Genomic DNA, 12,405 nt, shown 5'->3' on the forward strand with positions numbered 1-12,405 from the left:
GTTGGATTGGCTTAACTTGGCCTAAAAAATATGGCGGTCAAGAGAGGAGTACTATTGATCGATACATTTTAACGGAAGAATTTTTAGCTGTTGGTCCTCCGGTTGCTGCACATTGGTTTGCTGATCGCCAAACAGGACCACTTCTTTTACGGTATGGAACAGAAGAGCAGCGAGAATATTTCTTACCGAAAATCGTGAAAGGCGAATGCTACTTCGGCATAGGTTTAAGTGAACCAAATAGTGGCTCTGACCTCGCTTCGGTTAGCACACGTGCTGAAAAAGTAGAGGGCGGATGGATTGTCAACGGTCAAAAAATATGGACGAGTAATGCACACCTTTGCCACTATATGGTGACTTTAGTACGGACTAGTCCTTTTGATGGAAAAAGTAAACATGCAGGGCTCAGTCAGTTGATTGTTGATTTACATGCGGAAGGGGTAACGGTTGTTCCGATCAAGTTTCTAACTGGTGAGCATCATTACAACGAAGTATTCTTTGACAATGTTTTTGTACCTGACAATATGGTTGTTGGAGAGATCGGTAATGGCTGGGCTCAAGGATTAGCAGAGCTTGCCTTTGAGCGCAGTGGTCCAGAGCGAATATTGAGTACTTTCCCATTAATCGATGAACTAATTCAAGAGTTAAAGCGCCAAAACAATTTAGAAGGGTTACAGCAAGCGTCTAAAATAATAGCTCGTCTTTGGGGTCTACGTAATTTGTCAATTGGAGTAGCCCAGCTTTTAGAATCCGGTAATGGTGAAGACGTATCTATTCCTGCAGCACTTGTGAAAGCACTCGGTACGAAATTTGAGCAAAGTATTCCTGAAATTACACGCTTAATCGTACAGACTTATCCTACTCTTGACGCGCATCGTAAAATTGATCGCTTTATGGCTGAATCCATTTTACATGCACCAGGTTTCACTATCCGAGGAGGAACTTCAGAAGTACTGTATGGCGTTGTAGCGAAAGGGGTTGTAGCACAATGAGCGAAATGAAAGATATGATTCTTGATGTTGTAGAGCGCATGTTAAAAGAAAAAGTCGATAAAGAGTTAGTCGATACAGTGGAACAAGGTCATTGGGCACCAGAACTATGGGATCTGTTTAAAGAAAACGGGATGACAGCTGTAGCCATTTCAGAAGAAAATGGCGGTGCAGGTGGCGACATAGAGGATTTATTGAATATTGTTCGTTTAACTGGAAAATACGCGGCACCGATTCCATTTGCCGAAACCACATTCGCAAATTATTTATTAGAGTTTACTAGTTTACAAGTAATTGAAGACCTGGCGACGTATATGCTCTGCCCTAACCAAGCCTTTACGTTAGAGAATGGCAAATTAACCGGAGAGGCGATCCAAATCCCTTGGGCACGTCATACAAAACATCTAGTGACACTTGCCTATAGCACGGAGGGTACTCATCTTGTAGAAATCGATTTAAGCCAAGCTGAAATTAAGCTAGGGTCGAATTTAGCAGGCGAACCGCGTGATACCGTGAAATGCCATCATACTAAGGTTTCACAAGTATCTGCTGTGTTATCTCCTGACAAGATACACGCTATAACAACACTCAATACTGCTTTTCAATTAGCACTGATGACTGGTGCCGTCGATAAAATAAATGATTTAACTGTTCAATATACGAAAGAACGTGAGCAATTCGGTCGACCGATTCATCGCTTCCAGCTCGTACAACAGCATATTGTACAGTTAGCAGGTGAAACAGCGATCGCCTTAGCAGCATTTAATAATGTTACAGAAGCCCTTCAGATGAACAGTCAAAATAGTGAGGTTGCTTACGCCAGCATTCGTTTCGAAGAAATTATTCAAGCAGTGACAACAATTGCACATCAAGTACACGCTGCAATTGGTACGACACACGAGCATAGTTTGCACCAATTTACACGCAGACTTTGGTCATGGCGCGATGAAGGAGCCAGCACCTCTTATTGGACTAATTTGGTCGCAACACAACTGCTAGAAAATAGTGGAGATAGTCTATGGGAATATTTAACTTCAAGTAGCGCAAGCTCTCCACTTCTCAAAGTGGAAGGATAAGTAATTAATTTGTGACAAACTACTAATGACATGATAAGGAGTGTTATCAATGACTGATTTACTTTTTGAAGTGCAAGACCATGTAGCCACAATTACATTAAATAGACCTGAGGCGTACAATGCTTTTAGTGAAGAGATGATCGCTAAATGGATTGAAGCCCTTGAAACTGTTCGTGATTCAGAGGACATTCGTGTTGTGATCGTAAAAGGTAATGGAAAATCATTTTGCGCTGGCGGGGATATTAAGGCGATGCAAGCTGGTGAAGGATTTTTCCAAAGTGAGGACGATATCTCTTCTACAGGATTAGCACGAAAAAATTCTCTGTGGAAAAAGATTCAACGTATCCCCCTTCTCCTTGAAGAAATTGATAAGCCCGTTATTGCTCAGGTACATGGGTTTGCAATGGGCGCAGGGCTTGATATGGCCTTAATGTGCGATATACGGATTGCTGCAAAATCCACAAAAATTTCAGAAAGCTACATTAACGTGGCGATCGTTCCTGGCGACGGTGGTGCTTATTATTTACCGAAATTAATCGGCGTCGATCAAGCGTTGGACATGTTCTGGACGGCTCGTGTATTAACTGCTGATGAAGCAAAAGACAAAGGTGTTGTGACATTTGTTGTAGAAGACCATGAGCTTGAAGAATACACATTGAATTATGCAAAAGAATTAGCAAGTCGTCCAACTACCACATTGCAATTCATAAAGCGTGCTGTTTATCAAAGTCAACGAATGGATTTACGTAGTGCCCTTGATTACATTTCATCACAAATGGCTATTGTAACAGAGCTAGATGATTTCAAAGAGGGTGTAAACGCAGTTGTAGAAAAACGTAAGCCCGTTTATAAATGACGTATTTAGGAGGAAGAACAATGCAACCTCTTGAAAATATTCGAGTATTAGATTTATCTCGTGTTTATGCTGCTCCTGCTGGCTCCATGATGTTGGCAGATTTAGGAGCAGAAGTAATTCGCATAGAACATCCAGATGGCTCTGATAGTATGCGTGATTGGGGGCCATTTGTGAATGGTCAAAGTACGTATTATTTATGTGCCAATCGCAATAAAAAATCAATCACATTAGATTTAAAGAAAATTGAGGACAGAGAAAAATTTAAAGAACTTGTCAAAGATGCTGATGTCGTCCTCGAAAATTTTAAAACGGGTGACATGGAGCGAATGGGGCTCAGCTATGAGGAATTAAGCAAAGTGAATCCTAGAATCATTTATTGTGCAGTTACAGGATTCGGTCAAACTGGTCCTCTTTCACACGAACCAGGCTTCGATCCAGTAATTCAAGCGATGAGTGGTTTAATGCATGTCACTGGCTCACCTGAAGGGGAAGCGACAAAAGTTGGTGTTCCTATTGCAGATATTTTAACCTCTAACTATGTCGTCATTAGTATTTTAGCCGCCTTACGAATGCGTGATCAAACAAATACAGGGCAATTTATTGACTTAGCTTTATTAGACGTTCAAATGAGTAGCTTAGCGAATGTAGCGAGTGCTTATTTAAATACAGGCTTTATCTCAGAACGTCTCGGTAATCGTCATAATAATGTTGCGCCGTATCAAGTATTTAACTGTGCGGATGGCCCCCTAATGATTTGCGTTGGGACAGATGGACAATTTAAAAAGTTTTGCACGATGTTGCAACGTGAGGAATGGGCCAATGATCCGCGCTTTTTAACGAATACATTGCGCAAGCAACATGAAGCGGAGCTAGTTCGGATGATTACTGACCTTACCATGACAAAAACACGGGATGAATGGATTACCTTATTACAACAATACAAAATTCCCGGCGGACGTGTGAACACAATTGCAGAAGCACTAGAACAACCGCAATTTATGGCACGCGACATGATTGGTGAAATAGAGCACGAACAATATGGTACAATCAGATTCATCAAAAGCCCGTTAAAGTTCTCTGATTTAGATATTCAATATAAATTAGCACCACCTGTACTTGGAGAACATACAAACCAATTCCAAAAGTCCTCTCTACAAAAATAAAATTGCGCTATAATAGAGGTACTTTAATGGTTCATCACTGATAGTTTGGCATGACATTTTATTAAAAAGTCTGTCATGTGGATAAGTTGATTGGAGTTAAGACTGGGCGACTCCTTGGGGATTAGCGATATAGAGGAACAAAGGCTAAAAGCATCACGTCCTGTGATAACGCCTTCGTGACCAACATCCTGTTGCCCCGAAACCCTGGAGCGAGCAACGCGAGTGAAGCGGCTCATCGGACGCGCCCAGGAAGCTCTGCTCTGCGCGAAAGCGAAGCGGCAGCGGCAAATGTTTTATCTGTGCGAAAGCGAAGCGACAGCAACAAATGTTTTATCTGTGCGAAAGCGAAGCGACAGCAACAAATGTTTTCTGTAGCGAAAGCGAAGCGGCAGCTACAAAGCGCCCAGTCGGGATGGAAATCAACCCCACGTTATGGTGATTAGCCAGTTTATTCTTCATTTTATAAATGCTTTTATTGGCAAAAGCATAACGGCATATATATCTGAAGATAAATCCTCCGGCAGATGTCGAAGAAAATTTTATTACTGTAGGTGACGGGATGAATCAGGAGATTTTCGAAAAAAACTATACAATGTCATCGCTGCACAAAGCTATTAAAGTGTTAAAAGCTTTTTCAAAAGATGAACCTAGCCTTTCCCTAACTGAGTTAAGTAAAAAAACAGGGATCAGCATTTCCAGTTTACAGCGCTTCGTTTCTACCTTTGTATACGAAGGCTTTCTTCACAAAGACGAGCAAACTAAGCGCTACCAATTAGGTCATTCACTTCTATATTTAGGGAATTTGGTAAAAGAAGAATCAAGTCTTATTATTGTTGCAGAACCTATTTTAAAAAAGCTAAACGAAGAAATCGGCGAAAGTGTTTCCATGAATATTATTGATGGATTGGAAAGACGATGTATTTTAAACTACGATTCAACATATCCGCTTTCAACGAAAATGTTTGTAGGTGACACCTCTCCCCTTTATGCAGGTGCATCATCTAAAATATTGCTCGCATTTATGCCGAATGTTGAAGAATATGTGGAGAATATAAGTCTTGAAGCTATCACTGATAGAACGATACTTTCAAAAGAGCAGCTGTTAAAGGAATTAAAGCATACCCGTTTACAACGGTTTGCAAAAAGTAATAGCGAACGTGTGCGTGGCGCATGCTCTATATCTGCACCGATTTTAAATGCTTCCAACCAAATAATTGCATCAGTGTCACTCGTTATACCAGAAGTACGCTTTAGTGACTACGATGAAAATTTATTAATTGAAACTATTCAAAGCGTTGCATTAGAAATCGAAAAGCAATTGTATTGATTGAAACAAAGAATACACCCGAACAGGTTCACTTTTAAAGTGCCCTCTATTCGGGTGTATTGCTTTAACTATTTGGTTCATCGGACGCCCCCAGGAAGCTTTGCTCTGTGCGAAAGCGAAGCGACAGCAACAATTGTTTTATCTGTGCGAAAGCGTAGCGACAGCAACATCAAAGCGCCCAGTCGGAACGGAAATCAACTACACGTTATGGTGATAAGTTAATTATTTACTAATCTCAAGAAATCATCCCAATGACTTAAGCGTGGCAGTTCAACATGCTTGTTATAGGATTGATTTTTTAAAATTACTTTTGTATCCACATCTTGCAGTGTTTCTAATACAGCTGGTTTATCATCTACATAAACATCTAAAGCTAGCTCTTTGATGATCGCCACTTTCTCTGTATCCTGCATTCCGCAGAAAAAGTGACCTTCTGTGATTGGAAATCCTTGTGCTTTCATCCATGCTTGTGTTTGCTCACAATACTGTTTAGGACGTGAAGTAATATAATAAATGTCATGTCCCTGCTGTGCCAAGGCTTGAAGCGTCTCTAGTGCTCCCTCAAAAGAAGGACAATCCGTAAAATAAATGTCCTCTAATGAACGATTCCACATCGCCGCTCCTTCAGCATCTGTTAATCCAAAAGGTTCGTGAATTTCAACTCTTTGCAAAGCTTGAAATACTTCTAGCGCAACATTTTTACCAAGTTTTTTATTATAGAGCGCAAAGGCGTGTGCTCGTAAATCGATGAGTGTGTCATCTATATCAAAGCCAAATTTCATGTTGTTTTTCTTCCCTTCAAGAAGCCTTGTTGATGAAGTTAGTCGCGAATGTTTGCTCTTTTTCAATTTGCATCGCTAATACTTCTTCTATGGCTTGCTCGCGCATTTGTTGAAAATCGTGTACGTTAAAATGAACAAGCGTATCTTTATTTAATAATGACGCAAGACACTCTGCGTCCTTGAGTGCACTATTGAGCCCAAATGCTCCAGTTGGTGTCATCGTGTGAACAGCATCCCCTAATAGCGCAAGCCCCTTTGTTCCCCAGCAGTCACAATGACTACTGAATACATCAAGTAAGACAAAATCTTGCCAGGATCTGATATGTTCGTTTACAGTATCAGATAGTTCCGGGAATTGTTTTAAAAGCTGTTGGATAAATGGTGTAAATGCTTTTTTTCTGAGCTGAGGAAAACTTCCTTGTTCAATATTCCAGCCGATTTGAATGAACCCACCTACTTGCGTAAATAAGGATAGCTGTTTATCACCTATTAATGCCATTTTAATCGATGGCTCCCATCCCTGAGGGGCAGGAATTTTTGCCCACAATAAATCAAAGCCATGCTTATGCTTTTGAATCTCAATGTGCGCTTGCTTACGAATAGTAGAGTAACGGCCGTCAGCTCCGATTATTAACTGACTACTAATTTCAATGGTTTCCCCATCCCTTGATGCAATGACACCCGTATATCTGCCCAAAGAATCAACTATGAGCTTCGTTACCTTCGTATTCAGGAAACAAGAAAAGTGAGGAAAATGCTGTGTTTCTTGTAAAATTCCCTTTAATAGATTGGCTTGCGGTACATGAATCCCTAAATGTCCAACAGCTTCATCAGGGAAAATAGTTTTTATTACTCTACCGTCTGCGTAATATTCAAGCTTTCCCATACGTAATAAGCCGAGCGCCTCGACTGCTTCAAAAAGCTGATGACTTTTTAAAACAGCCTCACCCTCCTCATTTAAATGTTCACCGCGAAATGCCTGCCCAAGTGCTGCGTTTTGTTCCAGTAGAATTACGGAAAGACCTTTTTTCGCTAGTAAGTGCGAAAGAAGTGCTCCACCTGGTCCAGCCCCTACGATACAAACATCTGCTTGATAATTCACTTTCCTTCACCTATCTTTGGATAAGCAATAATACGTAAATCTTGCCCAACCTGCTCAAACGAAGCAAATTCTACATCCCATGCTTCATCCATAGTAGATGGATTTTGACCAGCAAAAGGTGTTAATGATAAACGACCACCGAGAATCTTTGGCGCTATGTAAATCACATATTTGTTAATAGCACCTTGCTGTAAAAATGAAGAGTTGATCGTACTTCCACCCTCTACTAAAATATCCGTAATGCCATTTTGATAGAGTTTTTCAAGCATATCATCAATAACAAGCCCCTCAGAGTCATGTCGAACTGGCAATACAGTCACGCCTTTTTTCTCAAATGCTGTTATTTTTTCTTGACTGGCATTCTCACTACATACAATAATTGTTTTCGCTTCTTCTACATTCAGAACATTGGCATGAGCTGGTGTACGAAGGGAGCTATCCATAATAATGCGCACTGGATTTTTTCCGTAATCTTCTTTTAATCTTGTCGTTAAGGATGGATTGTCAGCTAAAACAGTACCAACACCAACTAAAATACCATCAACCTCATGACGAATACGGTGAACATCCTCACGCGCTGCCTCACCCGTTACCCACTTGGAATGTCCTGTATGGGCAGCTATTTTCCCATCTAAAGTCATCGCATATTTTGAAATAATAAATGGTCGTTTTGTTAGCATATTGTGAATAAAACGTTCATTTAAACGGCGAGCTTGAGCTTCTAAAACACCCACCTCTACCTCAATGCCTGCATCTCGTAACAGTTGAATACCACGTCCAGCAACAGCAGGATTTGGATCTTGCATAGCTACAACCACACGACTAACTGCTGATTCCTTCACTAAATTTGCACAAGGAGGTGTTTTTCCAAAATGCGAACACGGCTCAAGAGTTACATAAAGTGTCGCACCTTTAGCATGTTCTCCAGCCATACGGAATGCATGCACCTCTGCATGTGGTTCCCCTGCTTTTCTGTGTAAACCTGTTCCAACAATGACACCGTCTTTGACGATTACAGCCCCTACTAGTGGATTTGGATTCGTATTTCCTTTTGCACTAGCGGCTAAATCAAGTGCCAATTGCATATATTTTCCATCTGTTGTCATCTTCGTTCCTCCACTCACTTCTCTTCGCGCAAATGTCCAGATTTCTCTACTTTTGTGTCTAAATAAAATCGATTTGTCTCCGTTAATCCTCCCCATAATGGGACATGTCCTTCTGCTGCTAAACCATGTGCCTGTAATGCGGCAAGCTTCTTAGGATTATTGGTAATCAGTGTAACTGGTTTTGAACGAAGTGCAGCTAACACATTAATGGCATCTTCGTAAGAACGAGTATCATCTGGGAAGCCAAGAGCATGATTTGCTTCAACCGTATCTAATCCCTCTTCTTGTAATAAATAAGCAAGAGATTTCGAGAATAACCCGATCCCACGACCTTCATGATCAGCTAAGTAGAAAATGGCACCACAGCCATGCTCCACAATCATTTTCATCGATTCATGTAATTGATAACCACAGTCACAGCGCTGGCTTCCAAAAATATCACCTGTATGACAAATGCTATGCATGCGAATTAAAGCATCCTCTGCATGTGTAAAATCTCCATAAACAAGCACTGATGACTGTTGTAAAAAAGCTAAGTTTGCAGATGCTAACCCATCAATAATTTCCTCTTTTGACTGATTAGCGCCTACTTTTAACCAGTTATACCATTGAAATGTCGCTGAAAATTCACCCTGTTTTACCGGTAATTTCACTGGACCAACTAGGCAAATACTTTCAGTTTCTGAATGCTTCACGATCGTCATTTTGTCTTTCACTATATCCAAAACTTTAGTAGTAATTGTCATATTTTTCTCCAACCTTCTATTGTTAAACAGCTAGCTAAACATACTAGCTGAGCACTTGTATTTTCACACCACTTACATAACGTAACTTAGTTTATAATAATAACTAACACCTGTCAAACTATAGCTCCTATTCTATTTTAAAAATGTATTAGAAACAAAAACTGCTATATTACGTTTTTATCATATACTAATAGCTTATGGAGATGCTATTTTTTCTGTGCAGGCTAGTCTATAATAAGCTGAGGGAACTGTAATGACGAAAGGAAGTTTAGAATGCAATTAGAAAAAAATGTGCAGGTGAAACAGCCAAAATATCAGCAAATTGCTGTCGATCTAGCCTCAAAAATCGTGGAAAGAAAATATCGAATTGGCGATAAAATTTACGCAAGATCATCTCTAGCTAGTCAATACAATGTCTCTTCGGAAACTGCAAGAAGAGCGATTGCTGTTTTGCAAGACTTGGAAATTGTAGAGGCCACTAAAGGTAGTGGGGTTATAATCATCTCATATGAAAAGGCTGCACATTTTGTCCGCCAATTCCATGATGTTCAATCAGTCCATGAACTACAACATGAGCTTATGTCTAGCATTCAGAAGCAGCACCAAGAATTAATAAATCTACAGGAAAAAACCAAACAACTTATTAGTCGAACTGAACATTTCAGATCCGTCAATCCGTTCATTCCTTATCAATTAGAGATGACAGTTGAAAGCCCTTGTATCCACCAAACCGTACAGGAATTGAATTTTTGGCAAAATACATCTAGCACGATTGTCGGAATTCGTCGTAAAAATGAATTATTACTATCACCTGGTCCATATGTGTCCTTGGAAGAAGGAGATATCATTTACTTTATCGGCAATGATGAAAGTTTCGCTCGAGTTCAGAGTTTTTTATATCCAAATTAAAATCCGCATAAACGCTGATATAACAGCGTTTATGCGGATTTTTTCTATTTTGTCGATTTGACAGAAGTAACAACTTTTTGTTAGGGTTAAGTTGTTACTTGTTTATATTTGGGTATCATTATCCTCAAATAGTATATATCTTCATTCAGTGAGTGTTCAAACACCTACTGAAATAGAGGGACTCAGCCTAAAAACGCCTCGTCTAGTGGCGATTTATATGTGCGTAAGTGAAGCAACACCCATTACGCCAAGGCGAAATTGATCTACGAAAGGAGTGGTTCTATTGGAAAAAATTAAAGTGGAACATGTTTCTAAAGTTTTCGGTAAACATATTCCCCAAGCCTTAGAACTCGTCAAGCAACAAAAAAGCAAGACTGATATCTTAAAAGAAACAGGTGCAACAGTTGGTGTATACGATGCAAGTTTTACCGTAAATGAAGGTGAAATCTTCGTTATCATGGGATTATCAGGAAGTGGAAAGTCGACACTGATTCGGCTTTTAAACCGTCTCATAGAACCTACAAGTGGAAATATTTACATCGATGGAGAAAATATTTCTAAAATGGGCAAAGAGAGTTTACGTAATGTAAGAAGAAACAAAATGAGTATGGTCTTTCAAAACTTCGGTTTATTCCCCCATCGTACACTTCTTCAAAACACAGAATACGGCCTTGAAATCAGAGGCATCTCAAAAGAAGAACGGCAAGCAAAAGCAGAGCAGGCTCTCGACAATGCAGGCTTACTTGCTTATAAGGACCAATATCCTAGTCAATTATCAGGTGGTATGCAACAGCGTGTTGGATTAGCACGAGCACTTGCAAATGACCCTGAAATATTACTAATGGATGAGGCTTTTTCTGCACTCGATCCATTAATTCGAAAAGAAATGCAAGATGAGTTACTCGATTTACAAAGCACATTGAAAAAAACAATTTTATTTATCACTCACGATTTGAATGAAGCATTACGTATTGGTGATCGTATCGCCATTATGAAAGATGGCTCAATCATCCAAATTGGTACTGGAGAAGAAATTTTAACAAACCCTGCAAATGATTATGTTAAAACCTTCGTAGAAGACGTCGATCGCTCTAAAGTACTAACTGCTGAAAATGCCATGGTTCGACCTGTATCTGTCAATGTAGATGTAGATGGGCCGACCGTAGCACTTAAAAGAATGCGCGAAGAAACGGTTAGTTTACTAATGGCCGTTGACAAAAATCGACATTTAAAAGGCTATATTACTGCTGACGACGCACGGGCTGCAGCAAAAAGACAAGAACAAACGGTACATTCAATTGTTCAATCAGATATGTTGACCGTTCCACCAGATATGCTTTTACAGGATATATTAGGTTTGATTCATAATTGTCCTACTCCTATTGCAGTTGTAAAAGATGAGCGTTTACTTGGTGTTCTTATCCGGGGCGTTGTCATCGAAGCACTTTCAACTAGCGATGAGGAGGCAGTTGCAAATGAATAATTTTTTAGACAATATTCCAGTTATACCACTGGGACCATGGGTAGAATCAGTTATGGACTGGTTGACGAGTAATTTTTCAGTGTTTTTTAACTTGATTCAAAAAAATGGAAAACTACTCATGAATCAGGTCACTGATTTATTAGTGAGCATTCCCCCGATTATTCTAATTTTACTTGTTGTCATTTTTGCCTTTTTCGTTACCGGCAAAAAATTCGGGCTCGCTACGTTTTCATTACTTGGTTTGTTATTTATTTATAATCAAGGCTTATGGACGCATCTTATGGAAACAACCACGCTCGTGCTATTTTCAAGTATCATCTCAATCATTTTAGGTATTCCTCTTGGCATTCTAATGTCTAAGTCAACTGTAGCAGAAAATGTGATTAAGCCGATACTCGATTTCATGCAAACAATGCCTGGCTTCGTGTACTTGATTCCTGCCGTTGCCTTCTTTGGTATTGGAATAGTCCCTGGTGTATTTGCATCCGTTATTTTTGCCTTACCACCAACTGTACGTATGACGAACCTTGGAATTCGCCAAGTACCAAAAGAATTAGTAGAAGCTGCTGATTCATATGGTAGTACTTCAAATCAAAAACTATTTAAAGTAGAAATCCCTCTTGCCAAATCAACTATAATGGCAGGGATTAACCAAACTGTTATGCTATCACTGTCAATGGTTGTAACTGCCTCAATGATTGGTGCACCTGGTCTAGGTCGCGAAGTATTAACTGCACTACAACGTACACAGGTTGGAAATGGCTTTGTTGCAGGTTTAGGTCTAGTAATTTTTGCCATTGTAATAGACCGCTTAACGCAAAGTTTTAATAAGAAGAAAGCCGTTTAGATAAAGAGACAATTTTTTAGTG

At 39.8% G+C, this 12,405-nt stretch carries 12 protein-coding genes; 8 read left to right on the plus strand and 4 right to left on the minus strand.

Going from position 1 to position 12,405, the window contains the following annotated elements; genetic code table 11:
- From ACIQ7T_RS17080 to ACIQ7T_RS17100, 5 genes are all read left to right on the plus strand, one after another.
- The coding region (locus tag ACIQ7T_RS17080) for an acyl-CoA dehydrogenase family protein (RefSeq protein ID WP_402871903.1) at positions 1–989 on the plus strand (989 nt) is incomplete at its 5' end.
- Positions 986–2,062 carry an acyl-CoA dehydrogenase family protein gene (locus ACIQ7T_RS17085; RefSeq protein WP_370076199.1) on the plus strand — a complete coding sequence of 359 codons (1,077 nt, stop codon included), beginning with the start codon at positions 986–988 and terminating at the stop codon, positions 2,060–2,062. The genes ACIQ7T_RS17080 and ACIQ7T_RS17085, both read left to right, overlap by 4 nt.
- Before the next feature lie 49 nt (positions 2,063–2,111).
- Positions 2,112–2,918 carry an enoyl-CoA hydratase/isomerase family protein gene (locus ACIQ7T_RS17090; protein WP_402871906.1) on the plus strand — a complete coding sequence of 269 codons (807 nt, stop codon included), beginning with the start codon at positions 2,112–2,114 and terminating at the stop codon, positions 2,916–2,918.
- A gap of 20 nt (positions 2,919–2,938) precedes the next feature.
- On the plus strand, positions 2,939–4,081 hold the full coding sequence (locus tag ACIQ7T_RS17095; RefSeq protein WP_402871908.1) for a CaiB/BaiF CoA transferase family protein: 1,143 nt from the start codon (positions 2,939–2,941) through the stop codon (positions 4,079–4,081).
- A 559-nt stretch (positions 4,082–4,640) separates the two neighbouring features.
- The gene (locus ACIQ7T_RS17100) at positions 4,641–5,408 is read left to right on the plus strand and encodes an IclR family transcriptional regulator (RefSeq protein WP_402871911.1); all 768 of its coding nucleotides are present in this window, start codon (positions 4,641–4,643) and stop codon (positions 5,406–5,408) included.
- A 218-nt stretch (positions 5,409–5,626) separates the two neighbouring features.
- Here ACIQ7T_RS17100 and ACIQ7T_RS17105 read toward each other — a convergent pair whose 3' ends face one another.
- The 4 genes from ACIQ7T_RS17105 to ACIQ7T_RS17120 are packed head-to-tail and all read right to left on the minus strand — an operon-like array spanning position 5,627 to position 9,144.
- Positions 5,627–6,190 carry a 5' nucleotidase, NT5C type gene (locus tag ACIQ7T_RS17105; RefSeq protein WP_370076207.1) on the minus strand — a complete coding sequence of 188 codons (564 nt, stop codon included), beginning with the start codon at positions 6,188–6,190 and terminating at the stop codon, positions 5,627–5,629.
- A 16-nt stretch (positions 6,191–6,206) separates the two neighbouring features.
- Complete coding sequence (locus ACIQ7T_RS17110; protein ID WP_370076209.1) at positions 6,207–7,292, minus strand: FAD-dependent monooxygenase; 1,086 nt, start codon at positions 7,290–7,292, stop codon at positions 6,207–6,209.
- Positions 7,289–8,398 carry a bifunctional diaminohydroxyphosphoribosylaminopyrimidine deaminase/5-amino-6-(5-phosphoribosylamino)uracil reductase RibD gene (gene ribD / locus ACIQ7T_RS17115; protein ID WP_370076211.1) on the minus strand — a complete coding sequence of 370 codons (1,110 nt, stop codon included), beginning with the start codon at positions 8,396–8,398 and terminating at the stop codon, positions 7,289–7,291. Before ribD ends, ACIQ7T_RS17110 begins: the two co-directional genes overlap by 4 nt.
- Positions 8,399–8,412: 14 nt before the next feature.
- Positions 8,413–9,144 carry a GTP cyclohydrolase II gene (locus tag ACIQ7T_RS17120; protein ID WP_370076213.1) on the minus strand — a complete coding sequence of 244 codons (732 nt, stop codon included), beginning with the start codon at positions 9,142–9,144 and terminating at the stop codon, positions 8,413–8,415.
- Positions 9,145–9,417: 273 nt separating this feature from the next.
- Here ACIQ7T_RS17120 and ACIQ7T_RS17125 point away from each other — a divergent pair, with 273 nt between their 5' ends.
- The 3 genes from ACIQ7T_RS17125 (at position 9,418) to ACIQ7T_RS17135 (ending at position 12,383) form a co-directional block, all read left to right on the plus strand.
- Positions 9,418–10,053: a GntR family transcriptional regulator gene (locus tag ACIQ7T_RS17125; protein WP_370076215.1), complete on the plus strand. Its 636-nt coding sequence runs from the start codon at positions 9,418–9,420 to the stop codon at positions 10,051–10,053.
- 283 nt (positions 10,054–10,336) lie between these two features.
- Positions 10,337–11,536 carry a quaternary amine ABC transporter ATP-binding protein gene (locus ACIQ7T_RS17130; RefSeq protein ID WP_370076217.1) on the plus strand — a complete coding sequence of 400 codons (1,200 nt, stop codon included), beginning with the start codon at positions 10,337–10,339 and terminating at the stop codon, positions 11,534–11,536.
- Positions 11,529–12,383 carry an ABC transporter permease gene (locus tag ACIQ7T_RS17135; protein WP_402871916.1) on the plus strand — a complete coding sequence of 285 codons (855 nt, stop codon included), beginning with the start codon at positions 11,529–11,531 and terminating at the stop codon, positions 12,381–12,383. Before ACIQ7T_RS17130 ends, ACIQ7T_RS17135 begins: the two co-directional genes overlap by 8 nt.
- The last annotated feature ends 22 nt before the right edge of the window (positions 12,384–12,405 follow it).

This window comes from Lysinibacillus sp. NPDC096212 (genome assembly GCF_044763105.1).
In the GTDB taxonomy this organism is placed as follows: domain Bacteria; phylum Bacillota; class Bacilli; order Bacillales_A; family Planococcaceae; genus Lysinibacillus.